The 20,566-nt window shown below is 71.7% G+C and carries 18 protein-coding genes; 13 read left to right on the forward strand and 5 right to left on the reverse strand.

Going from position 1 to position 20,566, the window contains the following annotated elements:
• Positions 1–28 precede the first annotated feature (28 nt).
• The 8 genes from ACFUJY_RS04065 to ACFUJY_RS04100 all read left to right on the forward strand — a co-directional run bounded on the left by ACFUJY_RS04065 (position 29) and on the right by ACFUJY_RS04100 (position 9,700).
• The gene (locus tag ACFUJY_RS04065; RefSeq protein ID WP_383294149.1) at positions 29–1,015 is read left to right on the forward strand and encodes a carbohydrate ABC transporter permease; all 987 of its coding nucleotides are present in this window, start codon (positions 29–31) and stop codon (positions 1,013–1,015) included.
• A complete protein-coding gene (locus tag ACFUJY_RS04070; RefSeq protein WP_383294152.1) occupies positions 1,012–1,854 on the forward strand; it encodes a carbohydrate ABC transporter permease in 843 nt (280 codons plus the stop codon). The genes ACFUJY_RS04065 and ACFUJY_RS04070 overlap by 4 nt, the downstream gene beginning before the upstream one ends.
• A gap of 32 nt (positions 1,855–1,886) precedes the next feature.
• Positions 1,887–3,500 carry a beta-N-acetylhexosaminidase gene (locus ACFUJY_RS04075; RefSeq protein WP_383294155.1) on the forward strand — a complete coding sequence of 538 codons (1,614 nt, stop codon included), beginning with the start codon at positions 1,887–1,889 and terminating at the stop codon, positions 3,498–3,500.
• A gap of 213 nt (positions 3,501–3,713) precedes the next feature.
• On the forward strand, positions 3,714–5,156 hold the full coding sequence (locus tag ACFUJY_RS04080; protein WP_383294158.1) for a cellulose binding domain-containing protein: 1,443 nt from the start codon (positions 3,714–3,716) through the stop codon (positions 5,154–5,156).
• A 230-nt stretch (positions 5,157–5,386) separates the two neighbouring features.
• Positions 5,387–6,226, forward strand: coding sequence for a TIM barrel protein (locus tag ACFUJY_RS04085; RefSeq protein WP_383294161.1), 840 nt, complete (start codon positions 5,387–5,389; stop codon positions 6,224–6,226).
• A 44-nt stretch (positions 6,227–6,270) separates the two neighbouring features.
• Positions 6,271–7,170 carry a 2-hydroxy-3-oxopropionate reductase gene (locus tag ACFUJY_RS04090; protein WP_383294164.1) on the forward strand — a complete coding sequence of 300 codons (900 nt, stop codon included), beginning with the start codon at positions 6,271–6,273 and terminating at the stop codon, positions 7,168–7,170.
• Between the two features lie 217 nt (positions 7,171–7,387).
• The gene (locus ACFUJY_RS04095) at positions 7,388–8,845 is read left to right on the forward strand and encodes a catalase (RefSeq protein ID WP_383294167.1); all 1,458 of its coding nucleotides are present in this window, start codon (positions 7,388–7,390) and stop codon (positions 8,843–8,845) included.
• 381 nt (positions 8,846–9,226) lie between these two features.
• Positions 9,227–9,700, forward strand: a complete 474-nt coding sequence (locus ACFUJY_RS04100) for a hypothetical protein (RefSeq protein WP_383294170.1) — start codon at positions 9,227–9,229, stop codon at positions 9,698–9,700.
• A 69-nt stretch (positions 9,701–9,769) separates the two neighbouring features.
• On the opposite strand, the gene ACFUJY_RS04105 is transcribed toward ACFUJY_RS04100, so the two are convergent.
• Entirely contained in the window at positions 9,770–10,357 is a 588-nt protein-coding gene (locus ACFUJY_RS04105; RefSeq protein ID WP_383294173.1) for an Imm21 family immunity protein, read from the reverse strand.
• Between the two features lie 131 nt (positions 10,358–10,488).
• On the opposite strand from ACFUJY_RS04105, the gene ACFUJY_RS04110 reads away from it, so the two are divergent.
• Positions 10,489–10,806 carry an immunity 53 family protein gene (locus ACFUJY_RS04110; protein ID WP_383294176.1) on the forward strand — a complete coding sequence of 106 codons (318 nt, stop codon included), beginning with the start codon at positions 10,489–10,491 and terminating at the stop codon, positions 10,804–10,806.
• Positions 10,807–10,930: 124 nt separating this feature from the next.
• Here ACFUJY_RS04110 and gcl read toward each other — a convergent pair whose 3' ends face one another.
• Positions 10,931–12,715, reverse strand: a complete 1,785-nt coding sequence (gcl, locus tag ACFUJY_RS04115; protein WP_383294179.1) for a glyoxylate carboligase — start codon at positions 12,713–12,715, stop codon at positions 10,931–10,933.
• A 264-nt stretch (positions 12,716–12,979) separates the two neighbouring features.
• Here gcl and ACFUJY_RS04120 point away from each other — a divergent pair, with 264 nt between their 5' ends.
• Both ACFUJY_RS04120 and ACFUJY_RS04125 read left to right on the forward strand, forming a co-directional pair.
• Positions 12,980–13,678 (forward strand): hypothetical protein, encoded by a 699-nt coding sequence (locus ACFUJY_RS04120; RefSeq protein ID WP_383294182.1) that lies wholly within the window; start codon positions 12,980–12,982, stop codon positions 13,676–13,678.
• A gap of 153 nt (positions 13,679–13,831) precedes the next feature.
• Positions 13,832–14,059 carry a hypothetical protein gene (locus ACFUJY_RS04125; protein WP_383294184.1) on the forward strand — a complete coding sequence of 76 codons (228 nt, stop codon included), beginning with the start codon at positions 13,832–13,834 and terminating at the stop codon, positions 14,057–14,059.
• 21 nt (positions 14,060–14,080) lie between these two features.
• Here ACFUJY_RS04125 and ACFUJY_RS04130 read toward each other — a convergent pair whose 3' ends face one another.
• Positions 14,081–15,688, reverse strand: a complete 1,608-nt coding sequence (locus ACFUJY_RS04130) for an AMP-binding protein (RefSeq protein ID WP_383294187.1) — start codon at positions 15,686–15,688, stop codon at positions 14,081–14,083.
• Positions 15,685–17,361, reverse strand: a complete 1,677-nt coding sequence (locus ACFUJY_RS04135) for an AMP-binding protein (RefSeq protein ID WP_383294190.1) — start codon at positions 17,359–17,361, stop codon at positions 15,685–15,687. Before ACFUJY_RS04135 ends, ACFUJY_RS04130 begins: the two co-directional genes overlap by 4 nt.
• 134 nt (positions 17,362–17,495) lie before the next feature.
• Between ACFUJY_RS04135 and ACFUJY_RS04140 the strand changes: the two genes are divergently transcribed.
• Positions 17,496–18,335 (forward strand): response regulator transcription factor, encoded by an 840-nt coding sequence (locus ACFUJY_RS04140; protein WP_383294193.1) that lies wholly within the window; start codon positions 17,496–17,498, stop codon positions 18,333–18,335.
• 67 nt (positions 18,336–18,402) lie between these two features.
• Here the strand turns inward: ACFUJY_RS04140 and ACFUJY_RS04145 are convergent, their stop codons facing one another.
• On the reverse strand, positions 18,403–19,548 hold the full coding sequence (locus ACFUJY_RS04145; RefSeq protein WP_383294196.1) for a winged helix DNA-binding domain-containing protein: 1,146 nt from the start codon (positions 19,546–19,548) through the stop codon (positions 18,403–18,405).
• A 118-nt stretch (positions 19,549–19,666) separates the two neighbouring features.
• Here ACFUJY_RS04145 and ACFUJY_RS04150 point away from each other — a divergent pair, with 118 nt between their 5' ends.
• Positions 19,667–20,545: a DMT family transporter gene (locus ACFUJY_RS04150; protein WP_383294199.1), complete on the forward strand. Its 879-nt coding sequence runs from the start codon at positions 19,667–19,669 to the stop codon at positions 20,543–20,545.
• Positions 20,546–20,566: the final 21 nt, after the last annotated feature.

Here is a 20,566-nt window from a genome sequence, read left to right on the forward strand (position 1 = left end):
CACCCAGACCGTCGAGAGGAGGCGTGCCGTGTCGGTCATCCGGGAACGGACCGCACCCCCCAGTACCGAGCGCCGGGCCCTTCCCGGCACGTCCGGACCGCCGCCCCGCCGGCGGCGGTCCGGGGAACCGCGCGGCCTGTGGCCGTACGCCCTGATCGCACCGGCCGTCGGCGGCATGCTCTACCTGCTGGTCTATCCACTGCTGCGGGCGGTCCTGATCTCGCTCCAGGACTTCCGGCTGCGGCAGCTGATCACGGGTGACGCGGAATTCGTCGGGCTGCGCAACTACCGCACGCTGCTGAGCGATCCGCGGTTCTGGGAGGTGGTCCGGCGCACCTTCCTGTTCATGGCGGTCAACGTCGTCCTGATCATGGTGATCGCGACCCTGGTCGCCCTGATGACCGAGCGCCTGGGCAAGGTGGCCCGGACGGTGGTGCTGAGTTCGCTGGTGCTGGCCTGGGCCATGCCGGTGATCGCGGCCATCACGGTCTTCCAGTGGCTGTTCCACTCCGAGTTCGGCATCGTCAACCACCTGCTGACCGGTGCGGGGTTCTCCTCGTTCGACCGTTATCCGTGGTTTGCGCACGGCACCGCCGCCTTCGCCATCCTGGTCCTGCTGGTCGTGTGGCAGTCGGTGCCGTTCGCGGCGATCACGATCTACTCCGCGCTGACCACGGTCCCGACCGAGCTGTACGAGTCGGCGCGGCTCGACGGGGCGAGCGGTGCCCGGATCTTCCGCTCGGTCACCCTTCCGGTGCTCCGGCCGATCTTCCTGCTGGTGTTCTCGCTGGAGGTGATCTGGACGTTCAAGGCGTTCGTCCAGATCTGGGTGATGACCCGGGGCGGCCCGGGCGACGCGACGACGATCCTGCCCGTGTACGCGGTCCAGACCGCTCTCGCCGGCCAGCGTTACGACCTGGGCTCGGCCGCCTCGATGGTCACGGTGGTCCTGATGTCCGGGGTGCTCGTCCTCTACTTCCGTCAGATGCTCCGCCAGGAGGACGAGATCCGATGAGCCGTGCCCGTAGCGCCCGACTGCGGCGGCTTCCGCTGAACGCCGCGGCCGCGCTGACCGTCCTGGTCTGCCTGTTCCCCGTCTACTGGATGATCTCCACCGCGTTCACCCCCTCCAAGGACATCCAGTCCTCCGACCCGCGGCTCTTCCCCCGCACCTGGACGCTCGACCACTTCCGCACCGCCGTGCAGGCCGACGGCTTCGGGATGTTCTGGCGCAACAGCGCGCTGGTGACGGTGAGTTCGATCCTGCTGGCCCTGATGGTCGCCCTGGCCTCGGCGTACGCGGTGGCCCGGCTGCGCTGGAAGGGGCGGCGGCAGTTCATGCTCATGGTGTTCATCGCGCAGATGGCGCCCTGGGAGTCGCTGATCATCCCGGTCTACATCATCTCCCGCGACACGGACATGCTGGACCGGCTGCCGACGCTCACCCTCGTCTACTTCATGGTCACGCTGCCGTTCTCGGTGATCGTGCTGCGCGGCTTCATCGGGACGATCCCGCCGGAACTGGAGGAGGCCGCGCAGGTCGACGGCTGCACCCGGACCGCCGCCTTCCGGAAGGTGGCCCTGCCGCTGCTCGCGCCGGGGCTGATGGCCACCTCGCTGTTCGGCTTCATCACCGCCTGGAACGAGTTCGCCTACGCCAACTTCCTGATCATCAAGCACCAGGACAGCCGCACCCTGCCGGTCTGGCTGTCCTCCTTCCAGAACACCTTCGGCACCGACTGGGGCGCCACGATGGCCGCCTCCACCCTCTTCGCCCTGCCCGCGCTGGTGGTCTTCCTGCTGCTCCAGCGCCATGTCACCTCCGGCTTCGCCGCCGGCGCCGTCAAGGGTTAGGCCGACCCCGCACCCCTCACCGGAGGCCCCGCATGCCCGCACCCCGCCCCGAACACTCCCTCGTCCCCCGCCCCAGGAAGGTCTCCGCGCGCCCCGGCCGCTTCACCCTGACCCCGGACACCGGCATCCGCGCCTACCCCGGCGCGGAGAGCGCCGCCGACCTGCTGCGCATCCTGCTCGAACCCGGCACCGGGCTCCCCCTCGCCCCCTCCGCCACCGGCCGCGTCGTGCTCGCCCTGGACCCGCAGCTCAGCGGCCTCGGCGAGGAGGGGTACGGGCTCACCATCGGCCCGGACGCGGTGCTGCTGCGGGCCGCCCGGCTGCCCGGCCTGCTGTCCGGGGTCCAGACGCTGCGCCAGCTCCTGCCCTCCGAGGCGCTCTCGGCGGGGGCCCGGCGCGCCGGTGCCTGGACACTGCCGTGCGTGGAGATCAGCGACGTCCCGGCGCACCCGTGGCGCGGCACGATGCTCGACGTGGCCCGGCACTTCCAGCCGGTCTCCTATCTGCGCCGCTACGTCGACCTGATGGCCCTGCACAAGCTGAACACGCTGCACCTCCACCTCACCGACGACCAGGGCTGGCGGATGCCGGTCCCCGCGTACCCGAGGCTGACGGGGATCGGCGGCCACCGCAGCCAGTCGATGGCCGGCCCGCCGGGCGGCCCGGTCGAGCGCTTCGACGGCATCCCGCACTCGGGGGCGTACACCACGCAGGAGCTGCGCGGCCTCGTCCGGTACGCGGCGGCGCGGGGGGTGCGGGTGGTGCCGGAGATCGAGATGCCCGGCCATGTGCGCGCGGCCCTGGCCGCCCATCCGGAGCTGGGCAACGACCCGTCGCGACGGCTGGGTGTGTGGACCCGGTGGGGCGTGTGCGACACGGTGTTCGGGGTGCACGAGGAGGTCTTCGACTTCTGCCGGACGGTGCTGGACGAGGTCATGGACGTCTTCCCGTCGCCGTACATCCACGTGGGCGGCGACGAGTGCCCGACCACCGAGTGGGAGAACAGCCCGGCGGCCCGGGCGACGGCCGCCGCCCAGGGGCTGCCCGACGCGCGGGCCCTGCACGGCTGGTTCATGGGCCGGATCGGGGCGTACGTGGCCGAGCGGGGCCGCACCCCGGTCGGCTGGGCCGAGACCGGCACCGGACTCCCCCCGGAATTCACGGTGATGACCTGGCGCGACCCGGCCCACGCCCGTGCCGCCGCCCGCCGCGGCCACCAGGTGGTCGCCGCCCACTACCGGGCCACCTACCTCGACTACGCGGAGTCGGACGCCCCCGGCGAACCGCTCACGCAGCCGGGCCCGCCGGTCGGGCTGCGCACCGTGCACGGCGACCGCTCGCTGACCGACGACTGGGAGCCGGGCGACGCGACCCGCCTGCTCGGCACGCAGGCCCAGCTGTGGACCGAGTACGCGCCCACCCCGGACCGGATCGAGTACCAGACGTATCCGAGGCTGTGCGCCCTCGCGGACCGCGCCTGGTCCGGCGGCGGCGACGGCTGGCCCGGCTTCCTCGCCCGCCTCGGCCACCACACGACCCGGCTGGACGCGCTCGGCGTCCGCTACCGCCCTTGGGGGTCTCCGGTAAGTCCCCGCGGCGTCACGGCGCCTGGCACGCACGCGCGCCGCGTTACCGAAACGCCCTAATCGCTCCGCGATGAGGACGCATCGGCGCCTTGCGATCGCACGCACCAGCCACCGCTCCTTCGTCCACGGGGACTTACCGGAGCCCCCCTACCCCCCGGCCGCTCACCGCGGCATCCCCAGGAACAGCGCCGACCCCGTGACACCCCGCCCCCAGGAACAGCGCCGCCCCCTGAAGTAGCACTCCCCCACGACGTTCCCGGAAGGAACAGACGCATGAAGTCACACGCGAAGAGCCGGCTGCGCGCCGCCGCCGCGGCCGCCGTCACCGTGGCGCTGGGCTGTACGGCCCTGGCCGCCGTCCCCGCGACGGCGAGCGCCGCCGGCGAACCGATCGCCGTGCAGTACCGCACCGGCGCGTCGGGCGCGAGCGCCGACCAGAGCGAGCCCTGGCTGAAGGTGCGCAACACCGGCAGCGGGTCCGTGCAGCTCAGCGACGTGAAGGTCCGCTACTACTTCAAGGGCGACGCGGTGGGCGAGGCCTACCGGTTCGCCTGCTCCTGGGCGGTGAAGGGCTGCGGGAACATCACCGGGACGTTCGGCACGCTCGCGCACCCGACCGCCACCGCCGACCGCTACCTGGAGATCGGCTTCACCTCCGGCGCGGGGTCCCTGGCCCCGGGTGCCGACACGGGTGACATGCAGCTGCGGTTCTACCGGTCCAACTGGCAGCCGCTGGTGCAGAGCGACGACTACTCGTTCGGCGCCGGCGCGACCGCGTACACCGACTGGACGAAGGTGACCGCGCAGCTCGGCGGCGCCACGGTCTGGGGCACGGCCCCGGAGGGCAACGACCCGACCGATCCCACCGATCCGACCGACCCCACGGACCCGACGGACCCGGGCGAGGACGGGCCGACCCTCTTCGACGACTTCAACTACAGCGGTCACACCGACCCGCAGATCGCCGCGCACGGCTGGAGCGTCCGCTCCAACGCGGGCGGGCCCGGCGTGCCCGGTGCCACCTGGGCGCCGGACAAGGTCACGTTCGCCACGCAGAGCGGCAACTCCGTCATGAACCTGGAGACGTCGACGGCGGGCACCGGCGAGTCGACCAAGCAGACCGAGATCCTGACCCAGTCGATGAAGTTCCGCAACGGCACCTACGCGGCGCGGGTCAAGTTCAACGACGCGCCGAAGTCGGGCCCGGACGGCGACCACCTCGTCCAGACGTTCTTCACCATCAACGACCTCAAGGCCCCGATGGCGGACGACTACGCCGAGTACGACTTCGAGTACCTGCCCAACGGCGGCTGGGGCGAGAGCGGCAACATCCTCTACACCACCTCGTGGGAGACCTACCGGCCCGACCCGTGGGAGGCCGTCAACCAGCACACCGAGTCCCGGCAGAGCTATGCCGGCTGGCACGACCTGGTGGTGACCATCGACGACCACGCGATCACGTACTACATCGACGGTCAGCTCTTCGGCACGCACGGCGCGGCCTATCTGCCGGAGCGCGGGATGTCGATCAACTTCAACCAGTGGCTGATCGACCTCGCCGGGCAGACGAGCACCACCCCGCGCGCGTACGACCAGCAGGTGGACTACGTCCTGCACGTGAAGGACCAGGTCCTCACGCCTGCGCAGGTGAACGCGAAGGTCGCCGCGTTGCGCGCGGCGGGGACGACGTTCCAGGACACGGTCCCGGCCGGGTGATCCGGTAGCGGAACGCAGGGGCGGGGCGGAGGCCGACGGGTCTCCGCCCCGCCTTTCGCGTGCCCGGGGCGTGTCCGGAGCTTCTGCCCGAGGCCGCCGCCACGAGTCGTACGGACCTCCTGACCGGCCCGCATTTCCGGGGACCCCCTTGACAGCGCAGGCACCCGCCGGGCAATCTTCCATTAAGCAGAAACAAACTTCCGCAATACGGAAGGAGCGCCGACACCCTCATGGGCTACCCGGACCAGCGCTTCGATGTGAACCTCTCGATCCTCTTCACGGAACTCCCGCTCCTGGAGCGTCCCGCGGCAGCCGCCGCGGCCGGCTTCACGGCGGTCGAGCTGTGGTGGCCCTGGATCGAAACCCCCACCCCCGAGCAGGCCGAGCTCGACGCCCTCAAGAAGGCGCTCGACGACGCCGGCACCCAACTGGTGGGCCTGAACTTCTACGCCGGAGAGCTCCCCGGCCCCGACCGCGGCGCGCTCTCCGTGCCGGGCGCGGAGTCGGAGCGCTTCCGCGCCAACATCGAGGTGGCGGCCGATTTCGCCGCCTCGGTCGGCTGCAAGGCGCTCAACGCGCTCTACGGCAACCGGGTCGACGGCGTCGACCCCGCCGCCCAGGACGAACTGGCCCTGGAGAACCTGGTCCTGGCGGCCCGCGCCGCCGACCGGATCGGCGCGGTGCTGCTGATCGAGACCCTGAACGCGCCGGAGTCGCCGCGCTATCCGCTGGTGAGCGCGCCGGCCGGGATCGAGGTCGTGGACCGGGTGAACGCCGCGACCGGCCTCGGCAACGCGAAGTTCCTGCTGGACCTGTACCACCTGTCGATGAACGGCGAGGACCTGAGCCAGGTCATCACCGCGTACGCCGACAGGACCGGACACGTCCAGATCGCCGACAACCCGGGCCGCGGCGCGCCCGGCACCGGCTCGCTCCCCCTGGAACAGCTCCTGGACGAGCTGACGAAGGCCGGTTACGAGGGCTGGGTCGGGCTGGAGTACAAGCCCGGCGACCGCCCGAGCGCCGACTCCTTCGACTGGCTCCCGGCCGCGGCGCGCCCCGCCCGCTGAGGCCCCGCAGGAGCCCCTGTACACGCTGATCGGAAGGCACCCTCATGAGCAACAACCTCCCCAAGGTTGCGTGGATCGGTCTCGGCATCATGGGTTCGCCCATGTCGGAGAACCTGATCAAGGCCGGTTACGACGTCACCGGTTACACCCTGGAGCAGGACAAGGTGGACCGGCTGGCCGCGGCCGGCGGCACCGGCGCCTCCTCGATCGCCGAGGCGGTCGCGGACGCGGACGTGGTCATCACGATGGTGCCCGCGTCCCCGCAGGTGGAGGCCATCTCGTACGGCCCCGACGGCATCCTGGAGAACGCGAAGCGCGGGGCGCTCCTGATCGACATGTCCTCGATCACCCCGCAGACCTCCGTGGACCTCGCGAAGAACGCCGCCGAGAAGGGCATCCGGGTCCTGGACGCCCCCGTCTCCGGCGGCGAGGCCGGCGCGATCGAGGCCGTGCTGTCCATCATGGTGGGCGGCGAGCAGGCCGACTTCGACGCGGCGAAGCCGGTGCTCGAAGCGCTCGGCAAGACCATCGTGCTGTGCGGCCCGCACGGCTCCGGCCAGACGGTGAAGGCCGCGAACCAGCTGATCGTCGCGGTGAACATCCAGGCCTGCGCCGAGGCCGTGGTCTTCCTGGAGAAGTCCGGCGTTGACCTCGCCGCCGCGCTGGACGTGCTGAACGGCGGGCTGGCCGGTTCGACCGTGCTGACCCGCAAGAAGGACAACTTCCTCAACCGGGACTTCGCCCCCGGCTTCCGGATCGACCTGCACCACAAGGACATGGGCATCGTCACGGACGCCGCGCGCAACGTCGGTGCCGCGCTGCCGGTCGGCGGCGTGGTCGCCCAGCTCGTCGCCTCGCTGCGCGCGCAGGGCGACGGCGGCCTGGACCACTCGGCGCTGCTGCGCTCGGTCGAGCGCCTGTCGGGCCTGCCCGTCCAGGGCTGACCCGGGCCGCCCCCTCCCCCTCCCTCCCCACAGACTTCCGGACGGTGCCGTCGCTGACACCTGTCCTGTCGCGCCCAGGCGCCGGCACCGTCCGGAACACCCTCCCACCACGAATTTCAACAAACTGTTGACGTCAGGTTCGGAGCGTACCTACGCTCCTGGAGCCCCGAGCCGTCGCAGTTCAGCAGCTCCCCGTACGGAAGGTCGCCCCGACACCATGACGCAGCGTGTGCTTACGACCGAGTCCGGCGCCCCGGTCGCCGACAACCAGAACTCCGCCACCGCGGGTGCCGGAGGCCCGATCCTCCTCCAGGACGGCCACCTCCTGGAGAAGCTCGCCCGCTTCAACCGGGAGCGCATCCCGGAGCGCGTGGTGCACGCCCGGGGCTCCGGCGCGTACGGCTACTTCGAGGTGACCGACGACGTCACCGCGTACACCCGCGCCGACTTCCTCTCCGAGGTGGGCCGCCGCACCGAGACGTTCCTCCGCTTCTCCACCGTCGCCGACTCGCTGGGCGGCGCGGACGCGGTGCGCGACCCGCGCGGCTTCGCGCTCAAGTTGTACACCAACGAGGGCAATTACGACCTCGTCGGGAACAACACCCCGGTGTTCTTCATCAAGGACCCGATCAAGTTCCCGGACTTCATCCACTCGCAGAAGCGCGACCCGTTCACGGGCCGTCAGGAGCCGGACAACGTCTGGGACTTCTGGGCCAACTCCCCCGAGGCCACGCACCAGATCACCTGGCTGATGGGCGACCGGGGCATCCCCGCCTCGTACCGCCACATGAACGGCTTCGGCTCGCACACCTACCAGTGGACGAACGCCGCGGGCGACGCGTACTTCGTGAAGTACCACTTCAAGACGAACCAGGGCGTGCGCTCCCTCTCCGCCGACCAGGCCGCCGAGCTCGTCGGCAAGGACGCCAACTCGCACCAGACGGACCTGCTCCAGGCCATCGAGCGCGGCATGAACCCGTCCTGGACGCTGTACGTGCAGCTCATGCCGGCCGCCGAGGCGGCGGACTACCGCTTCAACCCGTTCGACGTCACCAAGGTGTGGCCGCACGCGGACTACCCGCTCCAGCGGGTGGGCCGGCTGGTGCTCGACCGCAACCCGGACAACGTCTTCGCCGAGGTCGAGCAGGCGGCGTTCTCGCCGAACAACTTCGTGCCCGGCATCGGCCCGTCCCCGGACAAGATGCTCCAGGGCCGCCTGTTCGCCTACGCGGACGCACAGCGCTACCGCCTGGGCATCAACCACACCCAGCTCCCGGTCAACGCACCGCGCGCCGCCACCGCGGACAATTACGGCCGCGACGGCTTCCACGCCACGCGGTACGGCTCGCGCCACGACAAGAACTACGAGCCGAACTCGTACGCGGGCCCCGCCCAGACGGACGCGGCGCTCTCCGCCCCGCTCCCCGTCCAGGGCTGGACCGGCACCCACGAGGCGCCCGCCCACACCAAGGACGACGACTTCTTCCAGGCCGGCGAGCTGTACCGCCTGATGTCGGCCGACGAGAAGGACCGCCTCATCGCCAACATCGCGGGCGGCCTCTCCCAGGTCTCCCGGGACGACGTCATCGAGAAGAACCTCGCCCACTTCCACGCGGCCGACCCCGAGTACGGCAAGCGCGTGGAGGAGGCGGTCCGCGCCCTCCGCGAGGACTGACCTCCCCCCGAGCCCTGCCCGCGCCGACGCGTCCACCCGGATGAGGGGTCATCGCACGGCACGGGCAGGACGAGGCCGCGGCGGTGGCGCGATGCCAGTGCGGTGGTACGCGGGAGGGCGGCCCGGTCACCAGACCTGAAGGCCCGTGCAGCCCCCCTTCGCGTCGCCGCCGCGGCCCCTGTTCCCCTGAGCCAGGGCGCGGAGTACGGATACGGTCCCGTACTCCGCGCCCTTTCCGTGCGCTGCGGGCGTTCCTCTCAGAAGACAGGTCTCAAGTCATCCCCGGCCGTCGGCGAGTCCTCCCGACTTTTCCGGGCATAGCGGGTGGTGTTCGGCGATCCTGTCGAGGTGCCTCCGAGAACAACCGCAAGGAGACCTCCCGTGCGCCGCCCCACCCGGACAGCCATCACCTCGCTCGTCGCCGCAGCCGGCCTCGCCCTCCCCCTCCTCACCCCCACCCCCGCCTCGGCCGCCACCACCACCAGTCGCTTCGCGAACTACCGCTACGGGGACTGCCTCCGCGAGAACTCCGAAACCGGCCTCAAGGGCGACCGCTGCACCACCGGACGCGGCAGCCTCCTGTGGCAGTGGAACGGCCGCCTCAACACCAGCACCACTCTCAAGAACGACTTCTGGGGCCGCTGCCTCGACAGCAATGACCGGGGCGACGTCTACCCCCGGCCCTGCAACGGCGGCTCGTACCAGAAGTGGCGCACCCTCCAGCCCGCCGCCCGCAGCGCCGTCATGCTCACGAGCGTCGGCACGGGCCGCTGCCTCTACCAGCAGGACGACGGCTACTACCGCACCGCACGATGCGACCGAAACGCCCAGAACCAGCGCTTCACCATCGGCTGAGCCGAAGGCCCGGGTGCGCGGCTGCCGCCTCGAAGCCCCGGCATGCGCCGGGCCGGGAGTACTGGCCGTTCAGGACTCGGCGGCCAGGAGCTGGACCAGGCCGACCCAACTCCCCTCGTCCGCCTCGGTGTGCGTGGCGCGGATCCTCCAGCGGCCCGCGGGCAGCGAGACAGTGGCTGCGGCGGGCACCCCGCCGCCGGGGTACTCGACGCCCAGGTCGGAACCCGCTCCGGCGGAGTCCATGAGCACCGCCGGACCGTCCGAGGCCCAGGTGCCGCACTCCTCCCACACCGTGGCCGGGTCTGCGAGGACCAGGTCCGCCGCGGCTCCGAGTCCGGCCTCGGAGTCGGCGGCGAGCCACCGCAGGAACGTCCGGTGCTGGGGCACATAGCAACTGGTGGCCGGCTCGTCCGCCAGCACCAGCGCTTGCGCACCCTCCTCGTCCAGGGGAATCACACCGGCCAGACCGTCCACCGCGCAGGCCCGGTCGTAGTCGTCCGGGGCTGTGGCGTCTCCGGCGATGAGCCCGCTCGCCGTGCATCCGCCCCAGGAGGCCAGGGCGGAGACGGGGACGACGATCAAGGGGCCGCCCAACGACTGCACCCAGACCGGGGAGGAGTCAGAGGCACCGCCTGCAGCGGAAGAGGAGGTGATCACGCCGGCCAGTGTGCCCCTGCCCACTGACAACGCCGCCGCCGAGCGCTTCACACGGGTGCCCGTGCGGCCGGACCCACCGCAGGAGTTGCGCGGCCGCTACGCCCTTCACGCCTGGCTTACCCTCTCGTGCCATGAACGAAGCCGAGAACGTCCTGGACTGGCTGCAGGCCTGGTACTCCGCACAGTGCGACGGTGACTGGGAGCACGAGTGGGGCGTCAAGATCGACACACTCGACAACCCCGGCTGGTCCATCCGCATCGACCTGGAGGACACCGGCCTGGAAGGACACGGCTTCCCCCGCCGGGACCTCAGACGCGGCAGGAACGACTGGGTCATGGCCTGGACTTCGGAGATGACCTTCCACGCCGCGTGCGGACCCGCCAACCTCACTGAGGCGCTCACCCTGTTTCGTGAATGGGCGGTCGAGAACACCCTCGACGATCGGTAGGACGAGCACAGCCTTCGCTCGTGGTCATGCCAGTCCCCCAGGTCTTTTGTGCCGGGCGCAACTGGTGAGCGCCTGCGGGATCCGCAGGCGCTCACCGGGGCGGGGGGTCACAGGACCTGGACGGTCACGCCTTCACAAACGGCCTGATCGCCGTCGGGGCGTGCGACGGGTCCGTCGCCACGTCCTCGAACTCGTTGACCGACGCGATGTCCGAGCCGCTCATCGAGATGTTCGTGACGCGTTCCAGGATCGCTTCGACCACCACCGGGACGCGGTGCTCCGCGGCCAGCTTCTTCGCTTCCTCGAAGGCCGGGAGGAGGGCGTCCGGTTCGGTGACGCGGATGGCCTTGCAGCCCAGGCCCTCGACCACCTTGACGTGGTCCACGCCGTAGACGCCCAGCTCCGGGGAGTTGAGGTTCTCGAACTCCAGGTTGACCTGGAAGTCGATGTCGAAGTTGCGCTGGGCCTGGCGGATCAGGCCGAGGTAAGAGTTGTTGACCAGGACGTGCACGTACGGGATGCGGTGCTGGGCGCCCACCGCCAGCTCCTCCAGCATGAACTGGAAGTCGTAGTCGCCGGAGAGCGCGACCACCGAGCCCTCGGGGTCGGCCGTGGCGACGCCGAGGGCGGCCGGGATGGTCCAGCCGAGGGGGCCCGCCTGGCCGCAGTTGATCCAGTGGCGCGGGCGGTACACGTGGAGCATCTGGGCGCCCGCGATCTGGGAGAGGCCGATCGTCGTGACGTACCGGGTCTCCGGGCCGAAGGCGCGGTTCATCTCCTCGTAGACGCGCTGCGGCTTCAGGGGGACGTTGTCGAAGTGCGTACGGCGTTGCAGGGTCGCGCGGCGCTCCTGCGTGGACGCCGCCCAGGCCGAGCGGTCCGCGAGCCTGCCCGCCGCCTTACGCTCGCGGGCGATCTCCACGAACAGTTCCAGGGCCGCCTTCGCGTCGGAGACGATGCCGAGGTCCGGGGCGAAGATCTTGCCGATCTGGGTGGGCGCGATGTCCACGTGGACGAAGGTGCGGCCCTGGGTGTAGACGTCCAGCTTGCCGGTGTGGCGGTTGGCCCAGCGGTTGCCGATGCCAAGGACGAAGTCGGACTCCAGGAAGTTCGCGTTGCCGTAGCGGTGCGAGGTCTGGAGGCCGACCATGCCGGCGTTCAGCTCGTGGTCGTCGGGGACGATGCCCCAGCCCATCAGGGTCGGGACGACCGGGACGCCCGTCAACTCGGCGAATTCGAGCAGGAGTTCCGACGCGTCGGCGTTGATGACGCCGCCGCCCGCGACGAGCAGCGGGCGCTCGGAGGCGTTGAGCATGTCCAGCGCGCGTTCGATCTGGCGGCGGCTCGCGGCGGGCTTGTACACCGGCAGGGGCTCGTACAGGTCGGGGTCGAACTCGATCTCGGTGAGCTGGACGTCGATCGGGAGGTCGATGAGGACCGGGCCGGGGCGGCCCGTGCGCATCAGGTGGAACGCCTGCTGGAAGACGCCGGGGACCTGCGCGGCCTCCAGGACGGTCGTCGCCGCCTTGGTGACCGGGGCGGCGATCGAGGCGATGTCGACGGCCTGGAAGTCCTCCTTGTGCAGGACGGCGGTCGGCGCCTGGCCGGTGATGCACAGGATCGGGATCGAGTCCGCGATCGCGGAGTACAGGCCGGTGATCATGTCGGTGCCGGCCGGGCCCGACGTGCCGATGCAGACACCGATGTTGCCCGGGCGGGCCCGGGTATAGCCCTCCGCCATGTGCGAGGCGCCCTCGACGTGGCGGGCGAGCGTGTGGTGGACGCCGCCGGCCGCCTTCAGGGCCGCGTAGAAGGGGTTGATGGCGGCGCCCGGCACGCCGAACGCGTTGCTGACGCCTTCGCGCTTGAGGATCTCGACTGCCGCGCGGGCAGCGGTCATACGAGGCATTGCGTGCTCCTGCTCGTCCCTGGGTGGAGTCGGGGGTGGAGTCGGGCTCTGTCGCGCCACCTGAGAGCACCCATCACCGATTCCGCATTGCGGAAAGATTCTTCTGTTATGTGGAAGCAAATCTAAGTCGCACCCGGACCGTCGTCAAGGGAGAGAGGGGGAAGCGGCGCGGAGAAGGGCACCGAGTGGGCCGATTCCGCACCCGGCGGGGGGCTCTTGGGAGAGCATGGAGGCGTTACGGAAGTGGTAGGGAGGGAGCACGCGGTGGAGTCAGTGCCGGTACGCTGCCCGGCCTGTCGCCGCGACCACGCGTACGTGAGCCCCGTCTACCCGTGCCCGTGCGGGGAGCCGACGGCCCCGCCGCTGCTGCGCGGCGCACCCGTCGTCCCGATCACCCACCGCACCTGGAACGACGACTGGGTGACCGTGCGCTGCCGGGGCTGCGGGCGACAGGACCAGTGGCCGCAGCCGGAGCTGTGCTGCCCGTGCGGCACGGTGCTGCGGGTGCCGGTGCGGCCGGCGGCGTCCGCCGGGGCGGCCCGGCCCGCGCACATACCGCTGCCGCGCACGGCGGCGGCGCCGCGTCCGGCCTTCCGCCCGCTGACGATCCGCACCGCGCGGGACGCGGTCGCGGCGGCGGCGCTCTATCTGACCTGGCTCGGTTTCCGGGACGTGACGCACCCGGCGAACCGTCCGGCGTCCAGGATCGACCTGCGGGCGGCCGGGCTGATCGCCGAGGTCGACTCCACGACCCGGCCGACCGCGCCGCGGGACGTCGAGTGCCTGTGGCTCAACGCGCTCAACGGCTCCGTGCGCGGGGTGCTGTTCTCGCTCGCGGGCTACACCCCGGACGCCCGGCAGCGCGCGGACACCCTGGGCGTCCCGCTGTTCGTCCTGGACCTCACAGGCACGCCGCAGCCGGTGAACGGCGCGGCGGACGAACTCGTCAGCACCGGCGCCTGACCGCGCACACCGATCGGAACAGGACACCCGGGCCGGGCGACGTGCCGTACCTCACGGAAACCGGCCGGCCACCCTGCGTGTGATCCGTCACGTTCTGGCCAACGGCCCCCGATGTGCGGTTCGTTGTCAGTGGCGGGCCCTACAGTGGAGCGCATGGTCTTAACTCCACGGACTTCACCACCTTCGGACACGCCCGCGCACGCCCCCGCGCTCTCGGGCCGCGCCGCCCTGGAGGCCAATGAGGCGATACGGGCGTTCGTGGACGCCCGCGCGGGGCAGGACTGGTCCCCCGTGGAGTCCGCCGCGTACGAGGTGCTGCTCATCGAGTGGGCGGCCGCGACGCGGGGGACCGCGGCGGGGGACGTCATCGAGGCCGCCTGACCCGGTCCGCCTCCGGGAGGTCTACCTCCGGTAGGTCTCCCGCAGCTCGATCTTGCGGACCTTGCCGCTGACCGTCATCGGGAAGGTCTCCAGGATCTGGAGCAGGCGCGGAATCTTGTAGTGCGCCAACTGCCCGTCGCAGAAAGCCCGTACGTCGTCCAGGGCCGGCGGGTCTGCCGGGTCGGCCGGGATGACGCAGGCCAGCACCTCCTCGCCGTAGCGCTCGTCGGGCACGCCGACCACCTGCACGTCGGCGATCTTCGGGTGGCGGTACAGGAACTCCTCGATCTCGCGCGGGTAGATGTTCTCGCCGCCCCGGATGATCACGTCCTTGATGCGACCGACGATCTGTACGTAGCCGTCCTCACGCATCACCGCGAGGTCCCCGGTGTGCATCCAGCGCCCCGCGTCGATCGCCTCGGCGGTCCGCTCGGGCTGGTCCCAGTAGCCGAGCATCACGCTGTAGCCCCGGGTGCACAGCTCGCCCGACCGCCCGCGCTCCAGGGTCACGCCCGTCGCCGGGTCGATGACCTTGACCTCGATGTGCGGCATGACGCGGCCGACGGTGCCGGTACGGCGTTCCAGGTCGTCGTCGCGGCGGGTCTGCGTGGAGACCGGGGAGGTCTCCGTCATGCCGTAGCAGATGGACACCTCCTCCATGTGCATCTCGGCCACCACCCGCTTCATCACCTCGACCGGGCACGGCGACCCGGCCATGATGCCGGTGCGCAGCGAGGACAGGTCGTACGAGGCGAAGTCAGGCAGGTTCAGCTCGGCGATGAACATCGTGGGCACCCCGTACAGCGAGGTGCAGCGCTCCCGCTGCACGGCGCTCAGCACGGCGGCCGGTTCGAACGAGGGGCCCGGGATCACGATGCAGGCGCCGTGCGAGGTGATGCCGAGGTTGCCCATCACCATGCCGAAGCAGTGGTAGAAGGGGACCGGGAGGCAGACCCGGTCCTGCTCGGTGTAGGCGACCAACTCGCCCACGAAATAGCCGTTGTTGAGGATGTTGTGGTGGGAGAGCGTCGCACCCTTGGGGAAGCCGGTGGTACCCGAGGTGTACTGGATGTTGATCGGGTCGTCGCAGGACAGCTCCGCCTCGCGGGCCGCCAGCTGCTCACCGGTCACCCGAGGCGCGGCCGACAGGAGGTCGTCCCAGGACCGGTCACCGATGTAGTGCACGGCGCGCAGGTCCGGGCAGTCGGCGCGGACCTCGTCGACCAGGGCCCGGTAGTCGCTGGTGCGGTGGGCGAGGGAGGCGGCCAGCAGGGAGATCCCGGCCTGCTTCAGCACGTACGCCAGCTCGTGCGCCCGGTAGGCGGGGTTGATGTTCACCATGATCGCGCCGATGCGGGCGGTGGCGTACTGGACGAGCACCCACTCGGGGCAGTTGACCGCCCAGATGCCGACCCGGTCGCCCTTGGCCACGCCCGACGCCATCAGCGCGCGCGCCAGCTCGTCCACGGCGGTGCCGAACTCCGCGTACGTCCAGCGCCGCCCGGACGGTACGTCGACCAGCGCCTCGCGGTCGGGCCAGGCGGTGACGGCCCGGTCCAGGTTGCGGCCGATGGTGTCGCCGAGCAGGGCGGTCGTGCCCGTGCCGTGCGCGTACGAGAGCTCGGTCATGCCAGGTCCCCCTCGGCGTACTCGGTGCCGCCGCCCTGGGCGGTCCGCTCGCGCAGTTCGATCCGGCGGATCTTGCCGGAGACGGTCTTGGGCAGCTCCGCGAACTCCAGCCGCCGCACCCGCTTGTACGGGGCGAGCACGGACCGGGAGTGGGCGAAGAGCACCTTGGCGGTGTCGGGCCCCGGCTCCCAGCCCTCGGCGAGCACCACGTACGCCTTCGGGACGGAGAGGCGGACCTCGTCGGGGGCCGGGACGACGGCGGCCTCGACCACCGCCTCGTGCTCCAGCAGGGCGCTCTCCAGCTCGAACGGGGAGATCTTGTAGTCGGAGGACTTGAAGACGTCGTCGGCGCGCCCCACGTAGGTGATGTAGCCGTCCTCGTCGCGGGAGCCGATGTCACCGGTGCGGTAGTAGCCGCCGGCCATCGCCTCGGCGGTGCGCTCCGGGTCGCCGTGGTAGCCGGTCATCAGGCCCACCGGACGCGCCGACAGGTCGAGCGAGATCTCGCCCTCGACCGCGCCGGGCTCTCCGCTCACCGGGTCGAGCAGGACGACCCGGAAGCCGGGACTGGGCCGCCCCATCGAGCCGGGCTTGAGGGCCTGGCCGGGCGTGTTGGCGACCTGGACGGCGGTCTCCGTCTGGCCGAAGCCGTCCCGGATGGTGACGCCCCAGGCGCGCCGGACCGCCTCGATGACCTCGGGATTCAGCGGTTCGCCGGCGGCGACCACCTCGCGCGGCGGGGTCTTCAGCTGGGTCAGGTCCGCCTGGATGAGCATGCGCCACACGGTGGGCGGGGCGCAGAAGCTGGTGATCCCGGAGCGGTCCATCTCGGCCATCAGGCGGCCGGCGTCGAAGCGGGTGTAGTTGAAGATGAAGACGGTCGCCTCGGCGCTCCACGGGGCGAAGAGGTTGGACCAGGCGTGCTTGGCCCAGCCGGGCGAGGAGATGTTGAGGTGGACGTCGCCGGGCTTGAGCCCGATCCAGTACATCGTCGCCAAGTGGCCCACGGGGTACGAGACATGGGTGTGCTCGACCAGCTTGGGGCTGGCGGTGGTGCCGGAGGTGAAGTAGAGCATCAGCGGTTCGTCCGCGTCGGTCTCGCGGTCCGGTGCGAACGGGCGCGGCGCCCGGGCGGCGTCCGCGTAGTCGAGCCATCCCTCGGTCGGGGCTCCGACGCAGATACGGGTGTAGCCGCCGGGCACCTCGGCGAACTTCGCGGTGTCGGTGTCGCGGACCAGGACGTGCCGGACCCGGCCGCGCTCGACCCGGTCGCGCAGGTCGGCGGGGCCGAGCAGCGGGGTCGCGGGGATGACGACGGCGCGCAGCTTCATCGCGGCGAGCGCGGTCTCCCACAGCTCGACCTGGTTGCCGAGCATGACGAGGACGCGGTCGCCCTCGCGCACCCCCTGGGCGCGCAGCCAGTTCGCGGCCCGGTCGGAGCGTGCGGACATCTCGGCGAACGACACCTCGGTGCGGGTGCCGTCCTCCTCCACGATGTGCAGGGCGGTGCGGTCGTTGTCCCGGGCGATGACGTCGAACCAGTCGAGCGCCCAGTTGAAGTGGTCGTCGCGGGGCCAGCGGAAGCCCTCGTAGGCGGCGGCGTAGTCTTCGCGGTGCCGGAGCAGGAAGTCCCGGGCCGCCCGGAACGTCTCCGTCGCACTCGTTTCCGGCATGTGCCCTCCTCTTTACCGACCCGGCCGGTTCTTCGGCTCCTCACATGATGTAAACAGTGACCCAGGTCTCACCACCCCCGGACGGGGGTGTCGGGACCGCCATTCCATCGGGGGCGGGGCAGAGAGGCGGCAGGGTGCCGGAATCCGTCGACGCGGTCGAGATGCAAGTGGCGCTGCTGCGGCTGCGCCGGACGAGCGGGCTGCCCGTGGCTTTCGGCGGGCTGCTCTCCGACAGCCACCACGCCAGGATCGCCGAGGTGAACGGGGCGCGTACGGCGGCCCTGCGGGGTCTGGTGATCTCCTCGGGCAGTGGCCTGGGCGGCAAGTCCATGGCCCTGTCGAGGCCGTGCGCGGTGACCGACTACCGGTCCTCGCGCCACATCAGCCACGAGTACGACACGGCCGTCGCGGCCGAGGGCCTGCGCTCGGTGGTCGCCGTCCCCGTCGTGGTGCGGCGCGAGGTGCGGGGGGTGCTGTACGGGGCGCTGCGTGAGCCGCTCACGCTGGGGGACCGCACGTTCGACGCGGCGGTGGCCGCGGCCCGGGACGTGGAGCAGGCGCTGGTGGTCCGGGACGAGGCGCGGCAGCTGCTGGCGGCGAGCCGCCCGGAGCCGGAGGCCGGGTCCGGGGCGGGGGCCTGGGAAGACGTCCGGGAGGCGCACCGCGAGCTGCGCGCCCTGATGCCGAAGGTCCTCGACCCGGCGCTGCGGGACGAGCTGCTCGCGGTGTGCGGGCGGCTGGCGTCGGCGACGGGCACCCGGGAGCCCGGGGCGCGGGAGGTCCGGCTCGCGCCGCGCGAGATCGATGTGCTGGCGTGTGTGGCGGCGGGCGCCACGAACGCGGTGGCCGCGGACCGGCTGGGGCTGCGTCCGGAGACGGTGAAGGGCTATCTGCGGTCCGCGATGCGTCGGCTGGGGGCGCACACCCGGCTGGAGGCGGTGGTGGCGGCCCGGCGGGCGGGGCTGCTGCCGTAGAGGGCGCGCCCCGGAGCCGTAGGACCGCGTCAAGCCGTCGCCGGCCCAGCCCCGCCTCCGCTCCCCCTCAGCAGCCCAGGTCCACGAACCGGCCGAAGCGGACGTCGTGCTCGGTGGCCGGGGTCATCGCAGTGATCAGGTCCGCCGCCTCCCCGGTCAGGGCGTCCCGCTCGGCGGGGGTCAGCGGGCGCACCTCCTGCACGGTGACGACGGCCGGGGCGTCGCGCGGGGCGTCCAGCCGCCAGACCGCCGCGAAGAAGCCGTCCACCAGCACACTGCCGTAGGTCTGGTTGCCCACCCCGTTGAGGCCCTTGAGCGGCGCCGGGATGACGCGGGTGCGGTCGGCGTGGCCGAGCAGGACGTTGTCGAACTCGGGCAGGAAGCGGGGCGGGGCGGGGGTGTCCTCGGCGGGGCGCGGGGCGTCGGGCAGGTCGAAGAGTTCGACGCCGTGCTCGTCGCGGAAGGTGACGAGCCGGGGCCGCAGCCGCTCGAAGACCTCCTTCAGCCGGGTCAGCCCGGCCCAGCTCTGCATGTCCTTCACCGAGGCGGGGCCGAACGCGCCGAGGTAGCGCAGCACGGCGTCCTCGATGTCGGGGGCCGGGTCGGCCGTGCGGCCGAGCCAGTGCTCGACGGTGGTGAGCGCGACGCCGCCGCTCACGCCCCAGAGGCCGCGCGGGGTGACCTGGACCAGGGGCAGCAGACAGCGGGCGGCGCTGCTCAGGGCCCGCGGGTCCGCGTCGGGCCACTCGGTGAGCAGCCGGGTGCGGATCTCCTTCGGGGTGCGGGGGGCCTCCTCGACGTATGCCCTGCTCAGCTCGCGCAGACGGTCCAGGTCCACGCCCGTGAGCCCCTTGCGGAAGATGCCGAGCTCCCGGTCGCGGGCCGCCTGCACCAGCGGCCGCAGCGTGAGGGCGTCGTCGGCGGTGTGGGTGTGGATGGTCGAGCGCAGGGAGACGATGCGGATGACCTCGCGGGATTCCATCAGCGCGGCCAGTTCGGCGGGCCGGAAGTCCTGGAGCCGGGCCAGGAGCTGGTAGTACGGCGGCTTGGTGTTCTGGGCCTGGAGACCGACGAGGTGGGTGACGGCGTCCTTCGCGCTCATCGCGGTCCGGCGCAGCAGGAGCTGGCGCTCCAGGGTCGCCCGGCCCAGGGCCCGGGGCGTGAGCACGGGGACGGGGGCGGCACCGGCGGAGGTCTTCTTCTTCACGGCCATGACGGGCACGCTACGCGTCCAAGCGGTCGGATTCGGTCCTAATTGAAGACGTCCCGGGCCGCCATGCCGTCATCCGGCGAAGCCGGGATCGCGGCGGGGCCACCCGCATGATGGTCCCGTGATCGCCGTCCTTTTCGCCGTCCTGACCGCCCTCAGCAACGGTTCCGCCTCCGTGCTCCAGCGCCGGGCCGCCCTCGACGTACCGCAGACCGAGGCCATGCGGGTGTCGCTCATCGGCCATCTGCTGCGGCAGAAGGTGTGGCTCGCGGGGATCGCCCTGGTGATCGTCGCCGCCGTCTGCCAGGCCGTCGCGCTGGCCACCGGGCCGATCTCCGTGGTGCAGCCGATCTTCGTCATCGAGCTTCCGGCGACCCTGCTCCTGGCCGGATTCATGATGCGGGCACGCGTGCCCCGTACGGTCTGGCTCGGGGTCGCCGCGGTGACGGCCGGGCTGGCCCTCGGGATGGCGACGGCCGCGCCGGGCGGCGGCAGCGAGTCCGTGCGGGGGGCGGCGTGGGTGCCGGCGCTCATCCTGACGGGCGTGTTCGAGGCGCTGCTGATCGCGGGCGCGCTGGCCACCCGGGGCAATCTCCGGGCCGCGCTGCTGGCCACGGCCGCCGCCTGCGGTTACGCGCTGACCGCCGCGCTGATGAAGGACGCGATGGCGCGGCTCGACGCGGGCGGCGCGGGGGCGCTGTTCGGTTCCTGGCAGCTGTACGCCACGGCGGCGGCGGGGGTCGGCGCGCTGTTCCTGCTCCAGAACGCCCTTCAGGCGGGCACGCTCGTCGCCGTGCAGCCGTGTCTGACGCTGGGCGACGCCCTGATCAGCGTCCTGTACGGGGTGACCCTGTTCGGCGAGGAGGTGCGCACCGGCTGGTGGGTGCTGCCCGAGTTGCTGGCCCTGGGGCTGATCGCGGCGGGGTGCGTGGAGCTGGCGCGGTCGCCGCTGGCCGCCGGGAACCCGACGGCCCCGGCCCGCGCGCGCCGGGTCGACTGACCGGGTGCGCGCGGGCCGGGG

It is taken from the genome of Streptomyces sp. NPDC057249 (assembly GCF_042669245.1).
GTDB lineage: Bacteria > Actinomycetota > Actinomycetes > Streptomycetales > Streptomycetaceae > Streptomyces.